Annotated in this window: 24 protein-coding genes and 1 pseudogene; 9 read left to right on the top strand and 16 right to left on the bottom strand. The window is 37.9% G+C overall.

All coding sequences use genetic code 11. The features are described 5' to 3' along the window. Nucleotides 1-25 precede the first annotated feature (25 nt). Together GUU89_RS05880 and GUU89_RS05875 are read left to right on the top strand one after the other, a co-directional pair. Nucleotides 26-676 carry a queuosine precursor transporter gene (locus tag GUU89_RS05880; RefSeq protein WP_162127054.1) on the top strand — a complete coding sequence of 217 codons (651 nt, stop codon included), beginning with the start codon at nucleotides 26-28 and terminating at the stop codon, nucleotides 674-676. After that, nucleotides 666-1,226, top strand: coding sequence for a DNA-3-methyladenine glycosylase I (locus GUU89_RS05875; RefSeq protein ID WP_162127053.1), 561 nt, complete (start codon nucleotides 666-668; stop codon nucleotides 1,224-1,226). The genes GUU89_RS05880 and GUU89_RS05875 overlap by 11 nt, the downstream gene beginning before the upstream one ends. Nucleotides 1,227-1,229: 3 nt before the next feature. On the opposite strand, the gene aat is transcribed toward GUU89_RS05875, so the two are convergent. The 4 genes from aat to GUU89_RS05855 form a co-directional block, all read right to left on the bottom strand. Continuing rightward, complete coding sequence (aat, locus tag GUU89_RS05870; RefSeq protein ID WP_162127052.1) at nucleotides 1,230-1,871, bottom strand: leucyl/phenylalanyl-tRNA--protein transferase; 642 nt, start codon at nucleotides 1,869-1,871, stop codon at nucleotides 1,230-1,232. A 122-nt stretch (nucleotides 1,872-1,993) separates the two neighbouring features. Beyond that, the gene (locus GUU89_RS05865; RefSeq protein ID WP_162127051.1) at nucleotides 1,994-2,371 is read right to left on the bottom strand and encodes a DUF3127 domain-containing protein; all 378 of its coding nucleotides are present in this window, start codon (nucleotides 2,369-2,371) and stop codon (nucleotides 1,994-1,996) included. Between the two features lie 2 nt (nucleotides 2,372-2,373). After that, nucleotides 2,374-3,249, bottom strand: a complete 876-nt coding sequence (locus tag GUU89_RS05860; protein ID WP_162127050.1) for a flavin reductase family protein — start codon at nucleotides 3,247-3,249, stop codon at nucleotides 2,374-2,376. 122 nt (nucleotides 3,250-3,371) lie between these two features. Next, a complete protein-coding gene (locus tag GUU89_RS05855) occupies nucleotides 3,372-6,314 on the bottom strand; it encodes a T9SS-dependent choice-of-anchor J family protein (RefSeq protein ID WP_162127049.1) in 2,943 nt (980 codons plus the stop codon). A 32-nt stretch (nucleotides 6,315-6,346) separates the two neighbouring features. On the opposite strand from GUU89_RS05855, the pseudogene GUU89_RS05850 reads away from it, so the two are divergent. After that, nucleotides 6,347-7,500: pseudogene (locus tag GUU89_RS05850) on the top strand (sensor histidine kinase). Here the strand turns inward: GUU89_RS05850 and GUU89_RS05845 are convergent. The 4 genes from GUU89_RS05845 to greA all read right to left on the bottom strand — a co-directional run bounded on the left by GUU89_RS05845 (nucleotide 7,501) and on the right by greA (nucleotide 9,580). After that, on the bottom strand, nucleotides 7,501-7,863 hold the full coding sequence (locus GUU89_RS05845; RefSeq protein ID WP_162127048.1) for a hypothetical protein: 363 nt from the start codon (nucleotides 7,861-7,863) through the stop codon (nucleotides 7,501-7,503). It lies immediately after the preceding pseudogene. After that, complete coding sequence (locus tag GUU89_RS05840; protein WP_162127047.1) at nucleotides 7,818-8,639, bottom strand: transglutaminase domain-containing protein; 822 nt, start codon at nucleotides 8,637-8,639, stop codon at nucleotides 7,818-7,820. The genes GUU89_RS05845 and GUU89_RS05840 overlap by 46 nt, the downstream gene beginning before the upstream one ends. Before the next feature lie 72 nt (nucleotides 8,640-8,711). Continuing rightward, the gene (locus tag GUU89_RS05835) at nucleotides 8,712-9,101 is read right to left on the bottom strand and encodes an HIT family protein (protein WP_162127046.1); all 390 of its coding nucleotides are present in this window, start codon (nucleotides 9,099-9,101) and stop codon (nucleotides 8,712-8,714) included. A 2-nt stretch (nucleotides 9,102-9,103) separates the two neighbouring features. Beyond that, nucleotides 9,104-9,580, bottom strand: coding sequence for a transcription elongation factor GreA (greA, locus tag GUU89_RS05830; RefSeq protein WP_162127045.1), 477 nt, complete (start codon nucleotides 9,578-9,580; stop codon nucleotides 9,104-9,106). 163 nt (nucleotides 9,581-9,743) lie between these two features. Between greA and GUU89_RS05825 the strand changes: the two genes are divergently transcribed. After that, nucleotides 9,744-10,163 carry a hypothetical protein gene (locus GUU89_RS05825; RefSeq protein ID WP_162127044.1) on the top strand — a complete coding sequence of 140 codons (420 nt, stop codon included), beginning with the start codon at nucleotides 9,744-9,746 and terminating at the stop codon, nucleotides 10,161-10,163. Between the two features lie 36 nt (nucleotides 10,164-10,199). Here GUU89_RS05825 and GUU89_RS05820 read toward each other — a convergent pair whose 3' ends face one another. From GUU89_RS05820 to GUU89_RS05795, 6 genes are all read right to left on the bottom strand, one after another. Then, complete coding sequence (locus GUU89_RS05820; protein WP_162127043.1) at nucleotides 10,200-12,320, bottom strand: TonB-dependent receptor; 2,121 nt, start codon at nucleotides 12,318-12,320, stop codon at nucleotides 10,200-10,202. A gap of 220 nt (nucleotides 12,321-12,540) precedes the next feature. Beyond that, nucleotides 12,541-12,942, bottom strand: coding sequence for an alternative ribosome rescue aminoacyl-tRNA hydrolase ArfB (arfB, locus tag GUU89_RS05815; protein ID WP_162127042.1), 402 nt, complete (start codon nucleotides 12,940-12,942; stop codon nucleotides 12,541-12,543). Then, nucleotides 12,942-14,534, bottom strand: a complete 1,593-nt coding sequence (locus GUU89_RS05810) for a DUF4301 family protein (RefSeq protein WP_162127041.1) — start codon at nucleotides 14,532-14,534, stop codon at nucleotides 12,942-12,944. The genes arfB and GUU89_RS05810 overlap by 1 nt, the downstream gene beginning before the upstream one ends. After that, nucleotides 14,501-15,118 carry a nicotinamide riboside transporter PnuC gene (gene pnuC / locus GUU89_RS05805; protein WP_162127040.1) on the bottom strand — a complete coding sequence of 206 codons (618 nt, stop codon included), beginning with the start codon at nucleotides 15,116-15,118 and terminating at the stop codon, nucleotides 14,501-14,503. Before pnuC ends, GUU89_RS05810 begins: the two co-directional genes overlap by 34 nt. After that, entirely contained in the window at nucleotides 15,112-15,864 is a 753-nt protein-coding gene (locus GUU89_RS05800; protein ID WP_162127039.1) for a geranylgeranylglyceryl/heptaprenylglyceryl phosphate synthase, read from the bottom strand. Before GUU89_RS05800 ends, pnuC begins: the two co-directional genes overlap by 7 nt. Continuing rightward, nucleotides 15,864-16,493 carry a 4'-phosphopantetheinyl transferase family protein gene (locus tag GUU89_RS05795; RefSeq protein WP_162127038.1) on the bottom strand — a complete coding sequence of 210 codons (630 nt, stop codon included), beginning with the start codon at nucleotides 16,491-16,493 and terminating at the stop codon, nucleotides 15,864-15,866. Before GUU89_RS05795 ends, GUU89_RS05800 begins: the two co-directional genes overlap by 1 nt. Before the next feature lie 140 nt (nucleotides 16,494-16,633). On the opposite strand from GUU89_RS05795, the gene ahcY reads away from it, so the two are divergent. The 3 genes from ahcY (at nucleotide 16,634) to GUU89_RS05780 (ending at nucleotide 19,159) form a co-directional block, all read left to right on the top strand. Next, nucleotides 16,634-17,950: an adenosylhomocysteinase gene (ahcY, locus tag GUU89_RS05790; protein WP_162127037.1), complete on the top strand. Its 1,317-nt coding sequence runs from the start codon at nucleotides 16,634-16,636 to the stop codon at nucleotides 17,948-17,950. 114 nt (nucleotides 17,951-18,064) lie between these two features. Further along, nucleotides 18,065-18,340 (top strand): hypothetical protein, encoded by a 276-nt coding sequence (locus GUU89_RS05785; protein ID WP_162127036.1) that lies wholly within the window; start codon nucleotides 18,065-18,067, stop codon nucleotides 18,338-18,340. 108 nt (nucleotides 18,341-18,448) lie between these two features. Next, entirely contained in the window at nucleotides 18,449-19,159 is a 711-nt protein-coding gene (locus tag GUU89_RS05780) for a hypothetical protein (protein ID WP_162127035.1), read from the top strand. Nucleotides 19,160-19,224: 65 nt separating this feature from the next. Here GUU89_RS05780 and rpmA read toward each other — a convergent pair whose 3' ends face one another. Together rpmA and rplU are read right to left on the bottom strand one after the other, a co-directional pair. Beyond that, a complete protein-coding gene (gene rpmA, locus GUU89_RS05775) occupies nucleotides 19,225-19,485 on the bottom strand; it encodes a 50S ribosomal protein L27 (RefSeq protein ID WP_131474614.1) in 261 nt (86 codons plus the stop codon). 24 nt (nucleotides 19,486-19,509) lie between these two features. Further along, nucleotides 19,510-19,929 carry a 50S ribosomal protein L21 gene (rplU, locus tag GUU89_RS05770; protein ID WP_162127034.1) on the bottom strand — a complete coding sequence of 140 codons (420 nt, stop codon included), beginning with the start codon at nucleotides 19,927-19,929 and terminating at the stop codon, nucleotides 19,510-19,512. A gap of 214 nt (nucleotides 19,930-20,143) precedes the next feature. Between rplU and GUU89_RS05765 the strand changes: the two genes are divergently transcribed. Next, nucleotides 20,144-21,472, top strand: a complete 1,329-nt coding sequence (locus tag GUU89_RS05765; protein ID WP_162127033.1) for a M16 family metallopeptidase — start codon at nucleotides 20,144-20,146, stop codon at nucleotides 21,470-21,472. A gap of 10 nt (nucleotides 21,473-21,482) precedes the next feature. Then, entirely contained in the window at nucleotides 21,483-23,537 is a 2,055-nt protein-coding gene (locus GUU89_RS05760) for a M16 family metallopeptidase (protein WP_235921988.1), read from the top strand. The last annotated feature ends 45 nt before the right edge of the window (nucleotides 23,538-23,582 follow it).

Here is a 23,582-nt window from a genome sequence, read left to right as displayed (position 1 = left end):
GAAAGTACCGTAAAATTTATTGCTTATGTTTCAATCTAGGAAAGATACCGTATATGTTGTTTTGGCCGGTATATTTATTACCAATGCCGTAGTAGCCGAGCTGATTGGGGGGAAATTGATTGATGTGGGTCCGGCCGTTATGAGTATTGGAATTCTTCCTTGGCCAATTGTTTTTGTCACTACCGATTTAATCAACGAGTATTTTGGTGAAAAAGGAGTTCGTAAGCTCTCTATAATCACAGCCTGTTTGATTGCTTATACATTCATAGTTTTATTTTTTGCGATGAAAATTCCATCTACAGGAATCAGCACCGTTTCTACCGCTCAGTTTAATGCCGTTTTTGGGCAAAGCCAATTAATCATTGTGGGAAGCATAACAGCTTTTTTAATTTCCCAGTTAATTGACGTTAGCATTTTTCATTTTTTTAAAAGAAAAACAGGACACAAAATGATTTGGCTGCGAAGTACCGGTTCCACTGTGATTTCACAATTATTTGACAGTTTTATTGTTCTCGGCATTGCTTTTTGGTTGCCCGGCATCATGGATACTAAAACCTTTTTCCTTTCGGCTATGACCGGCTATTCGATTAAACTTGCCATTGCCGTTTTGATGACCCCGATGATTTATTTGGGCCATAATTTAATTGATAAATACATTGCCAAAGATGGAAAATAAAATACGTTGCGCTTGGTGCGAGAAAGACGATATGTATCGTGATTATCATGATAACGAATGGGGAAATCCGGTTTATGATGACGACAAATTGTTTGAATTTTTAGTACTCGAAACGTTTCAGGCCGGATTGAGCTGGTACACCATTTTGAAAAAAAGAGACAATTTCCGCAAGGCCTTTGACCAGTTTGATTATAAAAAAGTAGCACAATACACTGATGAAAAAGTAGCCGAGCTGATGCAGGATGCCGGCATCATTCGCAATGGTCTGAAAATAAAAGGCACGATTGCCAATGCTATTGCTTTTATGAATGTACAACAGGAATTCGGCAGTTTTTCGAAATACATCTGGGGATTTACCGGTGGAAAGCCTATTGAAAACAATGTTAAAATGATGAGCGATGTTAAAGCAACCACACCACTTTCGGATGAAATCAGTAAAGACTTGAAAAAACGCGGATTTAAATTTGTGGGCTCAACAGTTGTTTATGCACACATGCAAGCAACGGGAATGGTAAACGATCATGTGGAAGCTTGTTGGAAAAGAAAATAGCACTCAAGTAGCCGATTTAAGTACTTTCATAAATACCTCTCTTGAGATTTCAAACGCACCCAGTTTTTCTAAATGGTCGTTATGAACTTGGCAATCTAAAAGTTTATAATCCTTCTCTTTCAGGTGTTGAATTAGCGTTACAAAAGCAATTTTGCTAGCATTAGACACTTTTGAAAACATACTTTCGCCACAGTATATATGGCCTAAGTCGATGCCGTACAAACCGCCAACTAGTTCCCCATTTTGCCATACCTCAACCGATTGGGCAAAACCCATTTCGTGCAATTTTGTATAGGAAGCAATAATATCATCGGTTATCCATGTTCCTTCTTGTCCTACGCGTTCAATTTGCTGGCAATTCATAATTACTTCTCGGAAGTTTTGATTGAATGTAACTTGAAATTTATTTTGATTCAATAGATTTCGGATGCTTTTGGAAACTTTGTACAAGGACGGAACAACCACCATGCGTTCCGGCGGTGCCCACCAAAGTATGGGTTCATCTTCGTTAAACCACGGAAAAATACCATTCCGATAAGCCAATAGCAAACGCTCGGTAGACAAATCACCACCAACAGCGAGGACTCCTTCATAAGAAGCTTCGTCTACGGGCGGAAAGTATAAATCTTTCGTTAGGAAATGCATTGAAAAACAGGATTTATGAACTGTAAAATACCAAGCTAGATGAAGATTGATTTAGCAAAAAAGTCAGAAACTAGAAAACAATTCTAACTTCTGACTCTTTATTCTTTTTCTAATTCTATTTACTAGAAAGGCAAATCGTCGTGCTCTTCTTCGTTAAAGTTGGTTGCCGGTGCAAAAGCTTCTGCCGGTGGCATTGGAGCCATTCCAGGAGCAGCTGGTGCTTCTGCTTGAAGTTTTTCGATTCTCCAACCTTGAATATCGTTAAAATATTTGGTTTCTCCTTGTGGATTTACCCATTCTCTTCCTCTCAGGTTAATAGAAACTTTTACCGCTTCACCTGCATTATAGTTGTTTAACAAATCACATTTATCTTGTACAAAATTGATGCTGATAAACTGTGGGTATTGCTCTTCTGTAGCCACAACTAATTCTCTTTTTCTAAAACTGGCACTTACTTGTTGCTCAGGATTAATCACTTTAATTTTTCCGGTAACTTCCATAATTATTGTTTTGCTAAAAGTACTTTCCAGGCAGATAGTACTTCGTTAGTATTCAAATATTCTTTTGCTTTTTGGTGTATTTTTTGTTCATCGTCTGAACTTAAAACACCTTTTACAGCAAAATTTTGTTGTACAAATATAGTAATTTCTTCTTGTGTTGGCAAGGCTTCCACATTTCCTAATTTACCTAAATCATTCCCATCAAAAACGGGACTTTTCTTGATAAAATCGGGAATCATATCTACTCCAATGCCCAATGTGGACAGCGGTTTTTCGACTTCAAACAGTCCTTGATTGGAACGAGAATACCAATTACCTCCTAAACGGGAAACCAAATCAATCTTGCTTTGGTCTATCGCTCCTTTTTCGTCCAAAATGGTTTCATGAATGTGAATTTTGAGTACTTCACAAATGATTAAGTTACCCGCACCTCCTTGATTTCCTAAAGCAATAATTTCGTTGACTTTGCATTCCAGTTGCACCGGACTTTCGGCCACGCGATAGGGTTTTACCATATCCGATGGCAACATGGTTAAGCCTGATTTTAAAAACTCGTTTACCCCATCAGGATATTCAGTGCTCGATAATGAGGCTTGTTGCACTATGTCATAATTCACCACATTAATTACCACTTGTTTGGTTGCTTGGCAGTTTTCAAGCGTGTGTTTGGTGGTATTGTTTCTGACACGTCTGGCCGGAGAAAAAACCAGTATGGGCGGATTGGAACTAAAAACGTTAAAAAAACTAAAAGGGGACAAATTGGGCTTGCCGTTTTCATCCATCGTGCTGGCAAAAGCAATAGGTCTTGGTGCTACGGCGCTTTGCAGGTAGCCTTGTAATTGTGCGGGGGAAAGGGTATGGGGTTCGAAGCTGAGCATTGTTTTTTGTTTTGGTAAAAATAGCTAAATAACTGTTGTATTCTGAAGCCTAAATTTAAACAAATAAGTTAAAAAAAGTCCCGCATAAGCAGGACTTTCTTCTTCTATCAAATGTGAATTAATTATTCTTTGATTACTTTAATTGTTTTTACTAAATCATCTGAAGTGACTTTAACCATGTAAGTTCCTGAAGCTAAATTAGCAACATCTATCTGCCCTTGAGTGGCATTTAGTGATTTAGTCAATATCACTTGACCTAAAAGGTTGGTGACTTGAACTTTGGTAATGTTTTTCTCTGAAGATAAATTCAAAACGTCTTTTACAGGATTTGGATACACTTTGAAATTAGTGGTGCCAAATGTTGGCGTTGCTAAATCTCCTTGACATACTATAGAGCGGTATCTTTCCAGATTATCCGTTCCGCATTGGTCATCTGTATGAGTATAGAAACGAACCACACCATCAGCTGTTGCTGTCCAAGTTAATGGACTAGCCCCATAAGCGGCGGCTGTAGCTCCATCATCTGTACTAAGCGTAATCCAATCGGTAGCTATTGAACTGCTGAATTCATAGGTAAATCCGGCGGTAACGTTAACATTTGAATACTCTCCTGAATATCCATCACCATCAGGTGTAATATCTTCAACTGTTGTCCCGTCACATGAATTTACTGTATATGTATCTGTTGGCCATGGATCAACAAATGCATCTAAACAATAACCCGGAGAGGCCATAGTAGTAAAACTAAAGGTGGCACAACCTGTAGCTTCACCTCCTAAATTTTTAGGTACTACCATCCAATAGAATGTGGTATTGAAAGTCGTTAAAGTGAAATCGGCAGAAGTTGTAGTGAAATTAGCAATAAAATCTGCTGCTGTTAACGGCAGTGCTATACCTCCGTAAACATCATAACTATCAGGAGCGTCTCCGGTAGTTGGTGCGTCCCATGTAAAAGTAACAGGTGTGTTAACCGGTACATCAATGGCTTCATCTGCCGGAAAAGTCATGGTAGCACAGTCAGGTGCTGAAATGGTTGCTCCGCTACACATTACCAATCTTGATCTAAAATCAGTATTGGCAGCACACTGATCGTCAGCATGGGTATAGAAACGTACTACTTCATCGGCTGTAGCTGTATAGGTAACCGGAGTTATTCCGGAAACTAAAGAAACCGTACCGTCAACATCACTAATGGTAATAAAGTCGGTAGCAATAGAACTGCTGAATTCATAGGTATACCCAGCGGTTACCGCAACACTAGAATACTCCCCTGCATAACCATCTGGAACTATTTCTTGTGCTGTTGCACCATCACAAATGTCATTTGTGAAAATATCCCCAAATGGATATTCACCACTAGGCGCATCTAAACAATAACCAGGTGACATTACCGTAGTAAAAGTAAATGGTGTACATCCAACAGCTTCACCAGCTAAGTTTTTAGCAACAATCATCCAATAAATAGTAGTGTTATAGGTGTCAAAAATAAAATCAGCGGAAGTAGTTGTATAATTAGCAACAAAATCAGCTGAAGTTAATGGCAATGCAGCACCACCATATAAATCATAGCTAACAGGAGCATCACCGGTTGGAGCCGGCTCCCATGTAAAAGTAACCGCCTGATTAAGAGGAATATCATTAGCCCCATCGGCAGGGTATGTCATTACAGCACAATCAGGAATGGTAGCTGTAGACCCGCTGCAAATTATAGAACGGTTTCTAAGTTCTTGCTCACTTCCGCAAGCATTATCTATATGTGTATAAAAACGAATTTCGGTATCAGAACTTGCTGTCCAAGAAACCGGTGTAGTTCCTGAAGCGTACACAATAGAAGCATCAGCAGAACTGATAGTAATATAATCAGTAGCCACTGAACTTATGAACTGATAAGTAAGTCCGTTAGTCACATTCATTGATGAATATTCTCCGGCATAACCATCTGCAAATTCAGTCAGATTTTCTTCTGTTGCCCCGTCACAAACTTGAGGTGTATAAACAACATCCAGAGGATATTGCCCATAAGGCGCACTAGTACAAGCTGAGCCTGAAGGCGATTGTGTAGTAAAACTGAAGGTACTGCAACCGATAGCCTCTCCCGCTAAGTTTTTAGGAATAACTGCCCAATAACTAGTGGTATCATAAGCCGTCAAAACAATGTTTGCCGATGTTGTGGTATAATTCCCGTAAAAGTTATCAATCGATGTTAATGGTAAAGTGTCTCCAAACAACACATCATAGCTGGCCGGTGCATCTCCGGTAGTTGGAGCATCCCATGTTAAGGTAACTTCAGGTCCAACGGCTATACCGGTAGCTTCATCGGCAGGAAAAGTCATAGTGGCACAATTTGGAGCATCTACATCTGCTTGTAATGAAACATCATCAATCGCCCAATCATCCCCATCATCTTGTGACATGACAAAAGCAACATAGATTGTTTGGCCAAGATAAGCACTTAAATCTACTGCTCTTTGTGTCATTAAATCTACTGGCAAATCGTCTTCCGTTTTAGTATCAATCGTGACAAACGAAGAAATATCCGTAGCCGAAGTTGTTGATACTCTTATGGTATATTCTGTACCATAATTAAATGAATAGTTTTGTGATTCATAAAAAGCCAATAAAACATTAGGGGCTGTTACGGTAAACTGTGGTGTAACCAACCAGTCTTCGTTAACACCTCCGCTTCCTGATTCATAGCTTACATAAGCTGCTTGGGAGCCTGAAGACACATAAGTTGGATCAGTAGTTAAATCCCAATTAGCATTAGTCCCAAAACCATTCTCACCAATAAAGCTTGTCCAACCCGGTGGTGGAAAAGTAGCTCCTTCGAATCCTTCCGAAAGTTGAGCGTATCCTTTTGAGAAAACGGCCAAAAAGAGAAAAGCCAGTAAAGTAATTTTTTCATAAATTATAGTTTTAATTGAATTGATTCGTAAATATAATAAATTTACTATTGAAGCAATATTATTTTTTATAAAACCAAGACAATCAAAAGTTTTCTCTAGTAAACAAGAAAATGATTCTTCTTTTTTCATCATTCCCGAGCGAACTTTAGCAATTATCATTTTTTCATTACTTTTAAACCAAAATAAACTACATGCAGTTTTCGGAGAAGAGAAACATTACCCGTTGGATTATCATTTTGGCCTCATTTGTCATAGTGAGCCTGATATTGTGGAATACTTATTCTTTTTTTCAAATCTTTAAAAATGAGGAACGCGTTAAAATGCAGAATTGGGCGCTGGCTCAAAAAAAATCAACAGTGCCGATCCTGAAGCTAATGTTGATTTAGAGCTTCCGTTTCAAATTATCACAGAAGCCACTATCCCTATTATAGTAACCGAAAAGGATTCGATAATCAACACGATTAATATTGATAATGACATTTTAAAAGACAAGGTTAAACTAACGGCATTTTTACAAAAATTAAAAAACCAGAATGAACCTATTATCATGCAGATAGCTGAGGGCAAAGCGCATAGTTTGTATTATGGCGATTCCTCCTTACTAACCAAACTAAAGTATTATCCTGTTGCTCTATTATTAATTATCTTCTTGTTTGGTGCTGTAGTATATAATTTCTACAAAAGCACCAAAATGGCCACTCAGAATAAGCTTTGGGCCGGAATGGCAAAAGAAACGGCGCATCAAATCGGAACTCCTTTATCGTCTTTGATTGGTTGGCTGGAAATCATGAAAGCCGATAATGTGGATGCCACCACCGTGCATGAAATTGAAAAAGACATTACTCGTTTACAAACCATAACCGATCGTTTTTCAAAAATTGGTTCAGAGCCTGTACTGGAAGTCAAAAACATTGTGGAAGAAACGGAACTATCCTTTGACTATTTACGATCGCGCTTTTCAAAACAAGTAGAGTTTTCTTTTAAAGCACCTAAAAAACCCGTTATGGTTTCTCTGAATGTAGCCTTGCACAGTTGGACCGTGGAGAATTTAGTCAAAAATGCTATCGACGCTATGAAAGGTAGAGGAAAGTTATCTGTTGTTATTGAAGAGGATAATCATTTGGTAAAAATTTTAGTGACTGATACCGGAAAAGGGATTCCTAAAAATCAGTACAAGCGCGTTTTTGAACCCGGCTTTACTACCAAAAGAAGAGGTTGGGGCTTAGGCCTTTCATTGACCAAAAGAATAGTAGAAGAATACCATAAAGGCAAAATCAAAGTACTGCATTCCGAAATAGGCAAAGGCACTACGATGCAGGTTTCGTTTAAAAAAGCAACTAACTAACTATTTGCGTTTTACCATAAAAGCTTTGGCTCTTTCTGCCGGACTTTTGGAAAGATAGTCGTTTACAAAATTCAATTGGGCATCAAATCTTTTTTGGGCAAAAGCTACTGCCTTTTTTAGCGAATTGAAATTTAGCAGATTTTCTTTGCTGACATCAACAATTTTAGCCAATTCCTGTTGACAAAACAACCATTTATCATAAGGAGTTTGTACTTTTTCTTTAATTTTTTGATCTGAAAGCATGGGTGTAAACCTACTGTTTCGGTAAAGAATAAAATCATTCAGCAATTTATTGGCCAGGTTAAATTCGGAGACGATTAACTGTAATTTTGGAATACTGCTGTTGTTTTTATACCCTTCCAAATTCTTTTCAAGGCATTATATTTCTCTTTGATGAAATCATTTTTTAATCCGGTTTTTTCCATCCGCTCTAGTTGCTTACTCATTTTGTCGGGTTCAGACAAAGTTTCAAATTCGTTGATGGCGGCCGCAAAATCATAAGAAGTGCTGCTGTCAACAGACTCCGTAATATCATTATAAAAATCATCATTGGCAATGGGTTTTTCATTGAGCTGCCACATATAATCAAAGGGCATGTGTGTTTTTAAAAAGTCGGCTGCGCTGGGTTTAAAATAAGCATCGTTCTGTTTTTTATAAAACACCTCTTCATTCACATAGCCGGAGCCCCAAGTGGGATCAAACAAATACCACTTTCCGTTTATAGTACAAACATTCCACGAATGGGACAATCGGGCTATTTTGCCGAACTGTTTGGTATAGCCGTCAACCACATATGATTTCATACCCATTTGATTGACTATTGCATTGAAAACTTCGGCATAGTGCATGCAAACTCCCTTTTTGGTTTTTAAAGCGCTGTTTATTTTTTCTTCGGTAGTTTGAATTTTGGGCTTATACATGCTAGCCACGTCATAACTTATAGTACTGGTTGTCCAATAAAAAGCAGCTCTGATTTTGTCCTCCTCCGATGTGAAATTTTGATTGATGTAATCAGCAATGGCTGTGATACTGTTTTCATACTGCTTTGGCATGTCATCCATTTTTTTATCAATCATTTCATATTGACTGAAAAGAAAATTGGAAAACAATAAAATAAAAAGTTGCAGCGTTTTTTTCATAAACATCAAATAAAAAAGTTCCACTAATTTAATTAACTAAATTAACGAAACTTATTTTAAGGTTGTAGTAAACTATAAATTTTGTGCAATAGCAGCGGCTAAAGCTTCAAAATCTTCTTTAGTCAAAGTAACTTTGCGCTGAAAACGCATATCATCCATATCATGAAGCGGAATTAAATGTACATGCGTATGTGGCACTTCCAGCCCGATAACTGCCATTCCTATTCGCTTGCACGGAACTGTTTTCTCAATGGCTTTGGCCACTTTTCTTGCGAATTGCATCAAGCCCAAATAAAGTGTTTCGTCCATATCAAAAATCTTATCGATTTCCTGTTTCGGAACACAAAGTGTATGGCCTTTCGCGTTGGGATTTACATCTAAAAAAGCGATGTATTTTTCGTCTTCCGCTACTTTGTAACAAGGAATTTCTCCATTGATTATTTTAGTGAAAATACTAGCCATGATTAGTCTCTGGATATTTCTAATATTTCGAAATTTAATTTTCCGTTAGGAACACTGATTTCAGCAACTTCACCCACTCTTTTACCCAACAATCCTTTTCCGATTGGTGAGCTCACCGATATTTTTCCGGATTTTAAATCTGCTTCGCTTTCGGCTACCAAAGTATACTTCATTTCCATCCCGTTAGCTTGGTTCTTAATTTTTACATTAGAAAGCACCAAAGCTTTTGATAAATCAAGCTGTGATTCATCAATCAATCTTGCATTTGAATACACTTCTTCCATTTTGGCAATTCTCATCTCCAACATCCCTTGTGCTTCTTTGGCGGCGTCATATTCTGCATTTTCAGATAAGTCGCCTTTATCTCTGGCTTCGGCAATAGCTTGTGAAGCTTTGGGTCTTTCTATACTTTTAAGTTGATCTAACTCGTCTTTCAATTTCTTTAATCCTTCTGCGGTATAATACGATACTGTACTCATGTTTTCCTGTTTTATATAAATAGAAAAAATCCCATCGCAACGGGATTTCTTTTTGCAAAGATACTATTTTAATTTATTTCAAATTTTGTTAACGCATATTAACGTTTGTCAAAGTTAATTAATTTAAATTTGTTTACCTATAGTATTTCAAATAAATTTGAACATGAAAAAGATTTTAGCTTTGTTGTTTTTAACCCTTTTTGCCTTTGGTTGTGAAAGCGGTAGTATCAACAACAACAATCCCAATATCCCGAATTACCCGATTAATTTGCAAATAAATCTGAGTTTGCCTGAATATAGTTCATTGACTTTTGCCAGTGGTCACTATGTATCTCCTTTTTATGGTGCTCGAGGGATTGTGATTTTTAATACCGGGAGTGGCTTTGTAGCATTTGATTTGGCCTGCCCTAATCAGACATTCGATTCTTGCTCGAGTCCCATGCAAGTAACCGGCGTTGAAGCAAAGTGTGTGTGTGATGATAAAGCCTACCTATTGTTTACCGGGCAAAGTGCCGGACAGCAATATCCGATGAAACAATACAATGTACAGGTTTCAGGAAATTCACTAGTAGTATACAATTAAAAAAAGCCAGTCATAATCGACTGGCTTTTGATTTTATTAAAACTTCAGGGTCAATCCGGCCAAGAAGTTGATACCGGCCTGCGGATAGTAGTAAGGATAAACATCCCACATATACCCATTGGAAACATACTGTTTGTCTAAAATATTATTCACCAAACCGGTTAAAACTACCGATTTAAAAATCGATTTGGGTTTAATTTCATAAGTCACATTCAAATCATTTACAAAATAATCGGGCAGTTTAGCCGAAGACAATTCAATGTTGTTCATATATTGCTCCCCGACAAATTTAGAAAACCACGAAATTTGCATTCCGGCCATTGGCTTGTATACCAAAACATTTCCGGCAATTAACCCCGGTGAATAAGCTATCGCTTTAGTTCCTACATTTTCTCCCGAAACATTTAAATCCAAATTTTTATTTTGGCTAATGGTGAAATTTGGACGAATGATAAACTTAGCAGAAAGGGCAAAAGTAGCATCAACCTCCAATCCTAAACGGTAACTTTTTTCACTGTTTGAGCGAATGGGATTCCCGACATCATCTAAGTTTCCGGTTAAGATTAACTGGTCTTTATAGGCCATATAATAAATATTGGTATTGATTTTGACCTTCGCTGCATCATACCGCCAACCCAATTCAAAGTCATCCAGTTTTTCCGATTGGGCATTACCCCCTTCATAATCGGTTCGGTTTGGTTCACGATTGGCTTTGGCATAAGAAAAATAGAAAGTGTTTTCAGCATTGGCACTATAATTCAAACCGGCTTTAGGATTCAAGAATTTAAAATGGTCATTCACATAAGTAACTGCTCCTGAGGCTATTTTATAGCTCACATTTCGGTATTGCAAATCACCAAACAGGCTCCATTGTTTAGTCAATTGATAATTGGCTTTTACAAATATATTCCCGTCGGTTTTCAAACCAATATCATCATAATAATGATCTCCCAATTCACCGGTTGAAGCAAACCTTGCCCAAATCACTTTCCCATAATGCAAGCCTTCATATTTGTTCCAACCGCCTCCAACAATTAAATCGAGTTTGTCTTTTTTGTAATTGGCCGAAAAAGTAGTTCCGTAAAAATCATTGTCTAACCATTTTTGTCGAATCAAATCCGTAGTGGTTTCCGAAGCAACGGGAGTTAAGCCGTAGTCGGCAAAATCAGCGTCTTCTTTATAATTTTCATAATACCCTTTGCCTTTGGTGTAATGCAATGCAATAGTAGTACTCCAATGCGCAGTTAGCTTTTCATTCCAATGCAATTGAAAATGGTCTTGCTGATAGTTATCGGTTTCATTGCTGTAAAATCGGGTATTACCAAATTCATCGGTAAACATCCCGGCCGAGTTGAAGGTTCTGTCCGTATGTAAAGTTTCGCCATCAATACCATTCCAGGATTGGTATGTTTTTTCGGTTCCGCCAAAGACCAAAGCTTTGATTATGGACGTTTTTCCCACATACGTTCCTTGCAGAAAATAAGATTTCAAATCAGAAGAAGCTCTGTCAATATAACCGTGTGAATTAATATTTGATAATCTTCCGGCCAATTCAAAATGATCATTCAGCAAACCGGTACTGAATTTAACGGTGCTTTTTCGGGTATTAAAACTCCCTCCCGAATTTGAAATCTCTCCTGAACTTTGTTTCGAATAAGAATCGGTAAGCATATTCAAACTCGCTCCAAAAGCACCGGCACCATTAGTAGAAGTTCCTACGCCACGCTGCAATTGTAAACTTTCGACTGAAGAAGCAAAATCGGGCATATTTACCCAATAGGTCCCACTGCTTTCCGCATCATTATACGGAATGCCATTGATGGTGATGTTAACACGCGTCGCGTCGCTGCCACGAACACGAATCCCGGTATAGCCCACACCGTTTCCGGCATCAGAAGTAGTCACGACCGACGGCATAAAGTTCATTAAAATAGGAATGTCCTGTCCAAGGTTTCTCGATTTGATTTCTTCTTTGTTCAAATTGCTGAACGAAACCGGCGTTTTAGTGGTCACTCGAACCGCCGAAACCAAAACTTCATCTAGTTGATTGACTTTGGTGGTGTCCTGTACTTTTTCTTGTGAAAAGAGAAGTGCAGGCAAAAAGCATAAAGCAAACAGTGCTGTCTTCGTGCTTGGTAAATGGAATAAAGTTTTCATTCGTAAATAAGGTTACGAATAAAAGGGGCAATTACTCTTTGTTAAAATTAAAATTGATGTTCCTATGACAACACAACGACGTGCACTTCGTTTTTGTCATTTTTCCCTTGGCAGCATTACCCGCCCAGGTTCATTGGGTATAATCTCAGCTCGTGATTTGAGCACCCCTTTGAGACGGTGCAAAGATATAACTCTTTAGTTCAAAGTTCCTAGTTAAATTTTAAATTTGAGGTTTTCGCCTGTTCTGTTTGATTTCCGAGAGATTGCGCTTGGCTTTAATTCGTTTTTCAATCACCGACCGCGGAATACGGGTTGCTTTTCTTTTCTTCTGAATAATCAGAGCCGTTTTAATCAATGCTAAAAAGCGTTTGATAACGATTTCTTTGTTTTTGAGTTGGCTTCGGTCTTCGTCACAGTTTAAAATCAACAAGTTTTCAGAAGATAATTTGGTAGCTAATTTATGCATCAGCAACGCTTTTTCTTCTTCGGTCAATGCTTTTGAAGCGGTTAAATTAAAAGTCAGCACCACTTTAGAAGAAACTTTGTTGACGTTTTGACCGCCCGCGCCGGAACTCCTGACGGCTTTAAAACTCAGTTCCGAAATGATTTTATCCGTTTCCATTATTGAGGTTGGTGAGCCGGTTTTAATAAGTCGTTTACCGTTTTTACCGGATTGAAAGTCACCAAAGGTACTTCTACAAAAACCGTAATCCACTTGGCCATGGCGCCATTCCAAAGTCCGGGCAATTCATAGGCTTTTAATTCTTTACCACTTTTGTTTTTGCTAACGATAAAACCGGTTTTGTGATCTATAAATTGGCTTAAATCGAATTTAGTGCCTTTATAATTTTTGGTAGCACAAACTAAATCTACCGGATTGAAATGCGTTGATTCGGCCAAGATTTGAGCCTGTTCGTGATTGTGTGTGTCTACTTGAGAGCTTTCTACAATTTGCAATGACAAATGCCCTTTGGCATCACGAACCCAAAACGGCCCGCCACCCGGTTCACCTTCATTTTTTACCATTCCGCACACACGAATTGGTCGGTTGAGTTGTTCTTTGATGAAGTCGATTTTGTTTTCGAGTGTATACTTTGAAAAGCCTTCAATAATGTCAATATTCAGCTTTTGCTGCATAAAATCAATGATTTTTTCGATATGAATATCTTCGATTTTTTGATGCTCTATCGCTGCTAATATCTCGAAAATCTGTTGTTGCAAATCCAGCAAAATTCCGGCCAATCCCTTTTTATACAAGGTGATTTCCTGAATATGGTCCTGAATGACATTGTCAATGTTTTTAATAAAAATAACATCCGCATCCAGTTCATTCAAATTGTTTATCAAAGCACCGTGGCCGCCCGGACGAAAAACTAATGTTCCGTTTTCATTGCGAAAAGGCTCATTGTTAGTATTCACGGCAATAGTATCGGTACTTTTATCCTGATGCGAATAAGTGACATGAAGCGTGGTTTTGGAAGCTTCCTCTACCTTTTGTTTGACCTCATTAATAATTTTTTCAAACAAATCTTCATGGTGGTCTGAAACTGTAAAGTGCAGATGCGAAACCGAATTAGAAGCCGCATAAAAAGCACATTCGTTCAAATGCTCTTCCACCGGAGTGGCAATATGATCGTTGTATTTATGAAAATCTAATACGCCTTTGGGTTTGTTGGCAAAATCAAAATGCTCTGGCGACAGCATGATTTTTATAAAATGATAGCTCTTCTCATGCCCTTCCATTTCGTAGTAATCGTCATGAAGCAATTTCAATTTCGATTTAACCTGTTCGTAAAATGGGAATTTTTCAATCCCGGCCAGGAAAGTCGGCAGGTTTTTATCTTTTCTTCGGTTGATGTAAGCGTTAATCGTTTCGTTTTCGTGGTCGAAATCATTCAGGAACTCATTCAAAAATTTGAACATTCGGCTGGCAGCACCTGAGGCCGGAACGAATTTTTTTAGTTTTAAATCACTCTTTTTCGAGTCAAACAAACCTGCAAACTGTTGAAATTCTGCAATGCTGTATTTAAGAATCCCATCATCAACTAATGCCGGTTTAGCCAAAGTAATCTTAGGAATCCCCGATTCAAACAAGGCCAATTCCTCGGCAATTTTAGCTAATGAAATACCATGCGATTTGATTTGCTCAAAATCAGCCTCTGAAAATCCGTGTGTGATAGTTAAACTGTCTTTTGTTGTAAAATTCTTTTCCATTCTAAATAGCCAAAAACGGCAATAAGGGTAAAAATTAAATATTGGATACTCGTAAAAGAATAACCTTTGACATAATACATCGGGATGGAAATTATATCTCCAATAATCCACAACAGCCAGTTTTCGATTTTTCTTTTGGCCATGAGCCACATCCCCACAAAGAAAATTCCGGTAACCAACGTATCGACATAAGATGTCCAATGGGTAAATTTATCAAAAATTGTGTAAACTGCCACTACAAAAAGTATCGTTATCACAAAAATGCCCAGCGACCATTTCTTTTCCGGCAAAGTCATTCGCGAAATTGGGAACTCTACTACATCATCTTTCTTACGGGTCCAATGGTACCATCCGTAAATACTCATCACCACATAGTAAAAGTTAATCATCATATCGCCCAACAAAGACCATTTCCAAAGCAAATACACATAAATCGCTGTATTGATAATCCCCGTCGGAAATACCCACAGGTTGTCTTTTTTGGCAAACCAAACACTCAGCAATCCAAATAAGATGGCCGTAACCTCCAACACAATTTCATAAGTCGGATAGTTTTTATATTGTGAAAACAGGAATTCTAACATTTGGAATTCGGGATTTGGGAGGTACTCCAATCATTTTCAAAAAAAGCACTGTCATTTTCAAAGGCGGTCCCTATAACAACTATATCAGCACCAGCAGTAAATGCCTCTTCAACACCTGCTTTAGAACGAATACCACCACCTACAATAAGCGGAACCGAAATCCGCTCAGCCACCTTGGCAATCATAGCTAAAGGAACGGCTTGTTGCGCTCCGCTACCGGCTTCGAGATAAATTAGTTTGTTTCCGACATATTCTCCTGCTTTGGCGGTTTGTGCCACATAATCAAAATTATTTCGATCTAAGGGTTTCGTTTGAGTTACCAGTTCCACTGCAGTTTCACTCCCGCTTTCTATTAAAATATAACCGGTAGATATGATTTCTAAGTTCGTTTTTTCCAAAATAGGCACCGCGTCAATTTGATGCTCAATAAGATAGTCAGGGTTTCTTCCGGAGAGCAATTGTAAAAATAAAATACCATCGGCTTCTGCCGTGATTTGTGATGGATTTCCGGGAAACAACAGTATCGGTAAAGTCGTTTTTTGTTTTAACAAAATAACAATCTCCGCTAAATGACTCCCTTCAAAAGAGCTGCCGCCCACTAAAATATGTGTCGCCGGCGATTGATTTATTTTTATGGCTAAATCAGAAATCGAATCCACAGCCAATTTATCAGGATCCAAAAGTATCGCTAATAGCTTTTGACCTCTGGCCTTAGCTTCAAGTATTTGCAGATAAAGGTTTCTCATTATTTTTTCTCGAAAGCACAAACAAAAACATAGTCTTCAATAAAATCAAAAACAATATCAAACCGTTCTGTTGTATTATTAAATTGCAACGACACACCGCATTGCCGGTCTTCCAAATTAAAATCGTCTTCAAAAATATGATCCTTAAAGCTAATCCCAACTTCGTTTTTAATTTTAAAAACCGACTCCTTAATCCCCCAAACCACCGTGGCTTTTCTCAAGCGGTCTTCTTCTGATAAATGATGCAGATGGGAAATATCCATGAATCGCGGCGCGAGTTTCAACGTCTTCTCTTTCAAGATTTCCAAATCCGCTCCAATGTTTTCTTCACTCAATACAATAACCGAAAAATCATTAGAATGCGATATCGAAATGTGCCTTCCATCTTTCAAATGTGGCTTCCCGAATTCATCATAGTACAAATCAAAATCGGTATACCCGGCTTCCATTAATAATCGCCTCACACCCAAAAACCCTTTTTGGTGACTCTCCGACTTCATACCATCCAACCGCGCCAAAGAAACATCCTTTAAGGCAACACTACTAAAAAGTGCTTCAAAAGTTTCCGTTATTTTCCACACCAACAATTGGGTATGACTATTTAACGCAGTGATTCTTAGTAGCGGCATGAGTAATTTTTAAATTATCTATTTGTTTTTCAGAAATTTAAGAGGCTTAACAATTCATAAAAAAGTAAAAAACGTTTTTTTAATTCTATCCTATGTTGTAATTTTGCGCCACAATTATAAAAAACAAATATACATAATAGATGAGTACACAAACATTACCTTTTGTAGCTTACAAAGTTAAAGACATTAACTTGGCAGCTTGGGGAAGAAAAGAAATTGAATTGGCAGAAGCCGAAATGCCGGGATTAATGGCACTTCGTGCTGAGTATGGAGCAAGCCAACCTTTAAAAGGAGCGCGTATTGCAGGATGTCTTCACATGACCATCCAAACGGCCGTTTTAATTGAGACTTTAATTGCTTTAGGAGCCGAAGTTACTTGGTCTTCTTGTAACATTTTCTCTACTCAGGATCAAGCTGCTGCTGCTATCGCTGCTGCCGGAATTCAAGTATACGCTTGGAAAGGTCTTGACGAAGAGTCTTTCGACTGGTGTATTGAGCAAACTTTATTCTTTGGCGAAGACAGAAAACCATTGAACATGATATTAGATGACGGTGGTGATTTAACCAATATGGTATTCGACCGTTACCCGGAATTGATCCCTGGCATCAAAGGATTATCAGAAGAAACTACAACCGGAGTTCACCGTTTATACGAAAGAATGAAAAACGGGACTTTATTCATGCCGGCTATCAACGTAAACGACTCGGTTACTAAATCAAAATTCGATAACAAATACGGTTGTAAAGAATCAGCTGTTGATGCTATAAGAAGAGCGACTGATGTAATGTTGGCTGGTAAAAGAGTAGTAGTTTGTGGTTACGGTGACGTAGGTAAAGGAACTGCAGCTTCTTTCCGTGGTGCCGGTTCTATCGTAACTGTTACCGAAATCGATCCAATCTGTGCTTTACAAGCTGCTATGGACGGTTTTGAAGTGAAAAAATTAAATACTGTTGTTGGAAATGCTGATATCATCATCACCACCACAGGAAATAAAGATATCGTAATGGGTAGCCACTTCGAGCAAATGAAAGACAAAACTATCGTTTGTAACATTGGTCACTTTGATAACGAAATCGATATGGCTTGGTTAAACAAAAACCATGGTGCATCTAAAGTAGAAATCAAACCTCAAGTTGATAAATATACTATCGCAGGAAAAGATATCATCATCCTTGCAGAAGGTCGTTTGGTTAACTTAGGTTGTGCTACAGGTCACCCAAGTTTTGTAATGAGTAATTCATTTACTAACCAAACGTTAGCACAAATCGAATTGTGGACCAACTCTGCAGCATACAAAAACGAAGTGTATATGTTACCAAAACATTTAGATGAAAAAGTAGCTGCCTTACACTTAGCCAAATTAGGCGTTGAGTTAGAAACTCTAAATGATGAGCAAGCCGCTTACATTGGTGTAGAAGTGCAAGGACCATTCAAACCTGAGTACTACAGATACTAACTGTCATTCCCGCGAAGGCGGGAACCCAAATAATAAAAAAACCCTCGCAGCACTGTGAGGGTTTTTTGTTCCCATCTTTGTCATTTCGACTCCGATAACACGGTTTTACACTCCGTGCATTTTTCATCCCAAAAAACCACCCCAATCCCAACACCCATAAAGGCTGAGTGCCAATTTGTAACTACACCTGCTACTCCTGTAACTCCTATTGCTACTCCTATAACAAGACCTGCTACTCCCATAACTGCTCTTACTACACTTATAACAACACTGGCTACTCTTGTAATGATACTTGCTACCCTCGTAACTTCATCGGCTACTTTTATAATAACGGAAGCTACTTTTGTAAAAGCATCCGCTACCTTTATAATTACGATTGCTATTCCATAACCTCCTAATAGTCAATTCTTAAATTCATCTTAAGAGGGTTGTTTCTTACATTTTTGGCATGCTACTTGATTTCTCAATTGCATTATTAATTCATAAAAAATAGAAATCATGAAACATTCAAACTCAAAAGCTTCATTTAGCTCACGTTTAACAGAAGGAGAAAAACTAATTGAATTCCTCAACACGCTATCCGGTTATGACCCTGGGGATGAAGCCCTTACCGCTACAGCTTTCCAGGCACAAACCAATGCACTGCGTGTAGTGCAGGAACAACACACCTCAAAACATCACGACTATTCAAAAGCAGCACTCGACAGACGCCGCTTATTCGAAAAAGAAGCCAATTCCATTTCAAAACTACTCCCTCCCATACGCGCCAATATCAGCGCCAGATTAGGAGCCACTTCCCAGCAATACCACGACATAAAAACCTTGATACTAAAAATAAGAGGACAAGGAAGAAGAATAACCATCACCGAAAACTCCACAGAAAACACCATCAGCCGCTCCGAAAAATCATTTGGTAGCCAACTAGTCTACTTCGGTGATATGATAACACTCTTAACCAATTTTGGCCCAGAGTATGCCCCAATCAATGAAAGCATAAAAATTTCAAAACTGCAAAGTTTGTTATCAAGTGCAACCAACGCCACAAACAATGTATCCCAAAAATTGGCCGTTTATAAACCCTTAATCGCCACCCGAAGAGACGGCTTCAAACAACTCTCCGCTACAGCCAAAAGAATTAAGGATATGGTCTTATCACAATACGGCATCGACTCCCAAGAGTACAACCTCGTCAAAGGATTGAAAATCTAAAAAACCCCAAAACAAAAAACCCGCTCATCACTGAGCGGGTTTTGTATTTTGATAAGAGTATGTTCTTATGCCTCGAACGGAAGGATAGAAACAAATGACTTGTTATCTCCTTTTTTCTGGAATTTTACAATCCCGTCAACCTTTGCATGTAAAGTATGATCTTTACCCATGTAAACGTTTTCTCCCGGGTTGTGTTTTGAACCTCTTTGTCTAACGATGATATTACCAGCAATTGCAGCTTGACCACCATAAATCTTAACGCCTAAACGTTTCGATTCTGATTCTCTACCATTCTTAGAACTACCGACACCTTTCTTGTGAGCCATGACGTTTTAGTTTTTAAATGTTAATTATTCTTCTGTAGTTTCTGCTTTTTTTGCTTTCGGAGCTTTTGGCTCTGCTGCTTTTTCAGCTTTTGGTTCTGTAGCTTTCTCAGCTTTAGCCGCTTTTTTACCACCGGTAGCGCTGATACTTTCAATTACAATTTGAGTAAGACACTGTCTGTGACCGTTTCTTTTCTTGTAACCTTTTCTTCTTTTCTTTTTGAAAACGATTACTTTGTCTCCTTTTAAGTGTTGTAACACTTTGGCTTCTACTGAAGCACCTTCTATAGCTGGGGCGCCTAAAGTAATGTTACCATTGTCGTCTAATAAAAGAACTTTATCAAAAGAAACTTTTGATCCTTCTTCATTAGCCAAACGGTGAACATAAACCTTTAAGTCTTTGCTTACTTTAAATTGTTGCCCTGCTATCTCTACGATTGCGTACATAACAATAATGTTTAGTTAATTTTTTTAAGTCCGCAAATATACGACTATTTATCACACACACAAGTCTTCAGCAAAAAAAGTTTTATCTTAAAAATCAAGCCCTTAGCCAACCGAAATATTTTTATAGAAATAAAGAAAAAAAGATACCTTTGGTGTAACAAAATTTAAGGTTAGTTAACTAACTGAACAATCAACGAAAAAATTTCAATTTTTTATGAAAAAATCACTAATCGCTTTAAGTTCAATGCTTATGCTTGGAGGAATAGCTAATGCCCAAAAGGTAGCTTTTGAGGAGTACGATTTACCAAACGGTCTACATGTTATTTTACACAATGACCCGTCTGCACCGGTTGTAATTACCTCAGTTATGTATCACGTAGGTTCTAAAGATGAAAATCCGGAAAGAACAGGTTTCGCTCACTTTTTTGAACACTTATTGTTCGAAGGAACCGAAAACATCAAAAGAGGAGAATGGATGAAAACCGTTACGTCAAACGGAGGAACCAACAATGCCAACACTTCAGAAGACAGAACGTATTATTTTGAAGTATTCCCTTCTAACAACACTGAACTGGGCTTGTGGATGGAATCTGAAAGATTAATGCACCCGGTAATCAACCAAATTGGAGTAGATACCCAAAACGAAGTAGTTAAAGAAGAAAAAAGACTACGCGTTGACAATCAACCATACGGTCAATTGATTGCCGAAGTAAAGAAAAACATGTTCAAAGTACACCCTTACCGTTGGGCAACTATCGGTTCTATGGATCACTTAGATGCTGCAACTTTAAAAGAGTTCCAAGATTTCAACAAAAAATTCTATTCGCCTAACAATGCCGTTTTAGTAGTAGCCGGTCAAATCGACATCGCTCAAACTAAAGGATGGGTTGAAAAATATTTCGGACCAATCCCAAGAGGCGTTGAATTGAAAAAACAAACTTTTGTAGAAGCACCAATCACCGAAACGATTCATGCTACTTACGAAGACCCGAACATCCAAAAACCAATGGTAGTGGCGGCTTACAGAACACCATCTATGAAATCTCGTGATGCTCGTATCTTAGACATGATTTCTACGTATTTAAGCGACGGAAAAAGCTCTAAATTATACAAGAAAATTGTTGACGATAAGAAAATGGCATTGCAAATCGGAGCGTTCAGCTACAGCCAAGAAGATTACGGTCAGTACATTCTTTACGGAATGCCGCAAGGTGATTTCACTTCAAATGATTTAATCAAAGAAATCGACGAAGAAATCGTAAAATTACAAACCGACTTGATTTCTGAAAAAGATTTCCAAAAACTACAAAACATCAACGAAAACAACTACGTTGACAGCAATTCTAACATTGAAGGTGTTGCCGAAAACTTAGCTACATACTACTTATTGTATGGCGATGTAAACCTAATCAATACTGAAATCGACATGTACCGTTCTATCACTCGTGAAGAAATCAGAGCTACTGCTAAAAAATACCTTAACCCAAATCAACGTTTGATCTTGGATTATGTACCTGCCAAAGACAAAGCTGAAAACAAATAAACTTACAACAATGAAAAAATCAATTATAGTATTATCAAGCTTGTTTTTAACTTTAATCATGCAAGCACAAGACAGATCACAACCAAAACCAGGCCCATCACCGGTTCTTAATATCAAAAAACCGGAAACTTTTTCGTTACCAAACGGATTAAAAGTGTTAGTGGTTGAAAACCATAAACTACCAAGAGTTTCTTTTAGCTTATCTATTGACAATGCTCCTTATGCCGAAGGCAATAAAAAAGGAGTAGATGATTTAACCAGCAGCTTAATAGGAAATGGTTCTGTCAAAACATCAAAAGACGCTTTCAACGAAGAAATCGATTTTCTTGGAGCCAACATCAACTTTTATTCTTCAGGAGCTTCCGCCAGCGGATTATCAAAATACTCTGGAAGAATCCTTGAATTAATGGCAGAAGGGGCTTTAACGCCTAACTTTACTCAAGAAGAATTTGATAAAGAAAAAGACAAATTAATCGAAGGGTTAAAAACACAAGAAAAAAGCGTTCCTGTAGTAGCCGGAAGAGTGGAAAACGTATTGTCATTTGGTAAAAACCACCCAAAAGGTGAATATTTATCAGAAGAAACAATCAACAATGTTTCTTTGAGAGACGTAAAAGACAACTACAGAACCTATTTCGTTCCTGAGCACGCTTATTTAGTAGTCGTTGGAGATGTGAAAACAAAAGACGTGAAAAAAATGGTTGAAAAACTATTTGGTTCATGGGTAAAAGCTACAGCGCCAAGATTAGAGTACTCAAATCCAAGCAATGTACAATACACTCAAATCAACTTTGTAGACATGCCAAACGCCGTTCAATCTGAAATTTCGTTGATTAACACGGTAAACTTAAAAATGTCAGATCCTGATTTCTTCCCGGTAATCTTGGCTAACCAAGTATACGGTGGTGACTTCAACAGTTATTTGAACATGAACTTAAGAGAGAAACACGGCTGGACTTACGGAGCTCGCTCAAGTGTAGGTTTCGACAAATACGCGTTCAGTCAATTCAAAGCAAATTCTCAGGTAAGAAATGCAGTTACTGACAGTGCTGTAGTAGAAGCTATAAAAGAATTAGGCCGAATCAGAACTGAAAAAGTATCTGACGAAATGTTAAATAGCGTAAAAGCAGGTTACATCGGACGCTTCGTAATGCAGGTAGAAAAACCGGCAACCGTAGCGCGTTATGCTTTAAACATTGAGACTGAAGGTTTACCGGCTGATTTCTATGAAAACTACATCAAAAACATCAACGCTGTTACAGTTGATGATATCATGAGAGTGGCTAACAAATATTTCTTAGCTGATAACTTAAGAATCGTAGTAACCGGAAAAGGTTCTGAAGTAATAGCAGGATTGGAAAAATTAAAAATTCCAATGTTCTACTTTGACAAATTTGGTAATCCAACCGAAAAACCGGCTATGAAAAAACCGGTTCCTGCCGGAGTAACTGTAAAATCAATTATTGATGGTTATGTAAAAGCAATTGGTGGTGATAAAGCACTTAAAACTGTAAAATCTATTTCAACGGTAGGTACTACTAAAATACCACAAGCTCCAATGCCTTTGGATTATAAATCAAAGTCAGATGCTAAAGGTAAAATGTTGGTAGAATTATCAATGCAAGGAATGAGCATCATGAAACAAGTGGTGAACGGTAATACTGCCTACATGGCACAACAAGGTCAGAAAAAAGTTTTAGAAGGAGAAGAATTAGCAAAAGCAAAAGAAAGCGCTGTTTTATTCAACGAAACTTTATTGACAAACAAAGCCGGAGTTAAAGTTACTGCTGTTGAGCCAATCAATGGTAACGATGCCTATGCTGTTGTTGACGGAGATACTACTTATTACTTTGATGTAAAATCAGGTTTAAAAACAGCCGAAGCTACTTCTGACGAAGACGAAAGCGGTAAAAAATCAAGCCGTGTTAGTTATTTCAATGATTACAGAGAAGTAAAAGGAGTGAAAATTCCTTTCAACACGATTATGAATGTTGGTATCGAATTAGATATTAAAATTTCTGAAGCAAAAATCAATGAAGGGGTTTCTGATGTAGATTTTCAATAATTGAATCTCCCTATAGCTTAAATAAAAAGTCCCGATTACTCGGGA

The organism is Flavobacterium phycosphaerae (assembly GCF_010119235.1).
In the GTDB taxonomy this organism is placed as follows: Bacteria; Bacteroidota; Bacteroidia; order Flavobacteriales; family Flavobacteriaceae; genus Flavobacterium; species Flavobacterium phycosphaerae.
The sequence above is the reverse complement of the archived record's forward strand: the minus strand, read 5'-3'. Positions and strand labels throughout refer to the sequence as shown.

Excerpts from the sequence above, each read along its gene's own strand:
- GUU89_RS05810 (WP_162127041.1), bottom strand. The coding sequence starts at position 14,534 with ATGGAAAAGAATTTTACAACAAAAGACAGTTTAACTATCACACACGGA.
- greA (WP_162127045.1), bottom strand. The coding sequence starts at position 9,580 with ATGAGTACAGTATCGTATTATACCGCAGAAGGATTAAAGAAATTGAAA.
- GUU89_RS05780 (WP_162127035.1), top strand. The coding sequence starts at position 18,449 with ATGAAACATTCAAACTCAAAAGCTTCATTTAGCTCACGTTTAACAGAA.
- GUU89_RS05880 (WP_162127054.1), top strand. The coding sequence starts at position 26 with ATGTTTCAATCTAGGAAAGATACCGTATATGTTGTTTTGGCCGGTATA.
- aat (WP_162127052.1), bottom strand. The coding sequence starts at position 1,871 with ATGCATTTCCTAACGAAAGATTTATACTTTCCGCCCGTAGACGAAGCT.
- GUU89_RS05765 (WP_162127033.1), top strand. The coding sequence starts at position 20,144 with ATGAAAAAATCACTAATCGCTTTAAGTTCAATGCTTATGCTTGGAGGA.
- GUU89_RS05865 (WP_162127051.1), bottom strand. The coding sequence starts at position 2,371 with ATGGAAGTTACCGGAAAAATTAAAGTGATTAATCCTGAGCAACAAGTA.
- pnuC (WP_162127040.1), bottom strand. The coding sequence starts at position 15,118 with ATGTTAGAATTCCTGTTTTCACAATATAAAAACTATCCGACTTATGAA.
- rpmA (WP_131474614.1), bottom strand. The coding sequence starts at position 19,485 with ATGGCTCACAAGAAAGGTGTCGGTAGTTCTAAGAATGGTAGAGAATCA.
- GUU89_RS05795 (WP_162127038.1), bottom strand. The coding sequence starts at position 16,493 with ATGCCGCTACTAAGAATCACTGCGTTAAATAGTCATACCCAATTGTTG.
- rplU (WP_162127034.1), bottom strand. The coding sequence starts at position 19,929 with ATGTACGCAATCGTAGAGATAGCAGGGCAACAATTTAAAGTAAGCAAA.
- GUU89_RS05835 (WP_162127046.1), bottom strand. The coding sequence starts at position 9,101 with ATGGCTAGTATTTTCACTAAAATAATCAATGGAGAAATTCCTTGTTAC.
- GUU89_RS05875 (WP_162127053.1), top strand. The coding sequence starts at position 666 with ATGGAAAATAAAATACGTTGCGCTTGGTGCGAGAAAGACGATATGTAT.
- GUU89_RS05760 (WP_235921988.1), top strand. The coding sequence starts at position 21,483 with ATGAAAAAATCAATTATAGTATTATCAAGCTTGTTTTTAACTTTAATC.
- ahcY (WP_162127037.1), top strand. The coding sequence starts at position 16,634 with ATGAGTACACAAACATTACCTTTTGTAGCTTACAAAGTTAAAGACATT.
- GUU89_RS05825 (WP_162127044.1), top strand. The coding sequence starts at position 9,744 with ATGAAAAAGATTTTAGCTTTGTTGTTTTTAACCCTTTTTGCCTTTGGT.
- GUU89_RS05855 (WP_162127049.1), bottom strand. The coding sequence starts at position 6,314 with ATGATAATTGCTAAAGTTCGCTCGGGAATGATGAAAAAAGAAGAATCA.
- GUU89_RS05800 (WP_162127039.1), bottom strand. The coding sequence starts at position 15,864 with ATGAGAAACCTTTATCTGCAAATACTTGAAGCTAAGGCCAGAGGTCAA.
- arfB (WP_162127042.1), bottom strand. The coding sequence starts at position 12,942 with ATGGAAACGGATAAAATCATTTCGGAACTGAGTTTTAAAGCCGTCAGG.
- GUU89_RS05860 (WP_162127050.1), bottom strand. The coding sequence starts at position 3,249 with ATGCTCAGCTTCGAACCCCATACCCTTTCCCCCGCACAATTACAAGGC.
- GUU89_RS05840 (WP_162127047.1), bottom strand. The coding sequence starts at position 8,639 with ATGAAAAAAACGCTGCAACTTTTTATTTTATTGTTTTCCAATTTTCTT.
- GUU89_RS05820 (WP_162127043.1), bottom strand. The coding sequence starts at position 12,320 with ATGAAAACTTTATTCCATTTACCAAGCACGAAGACAGCACTGTTTGCT.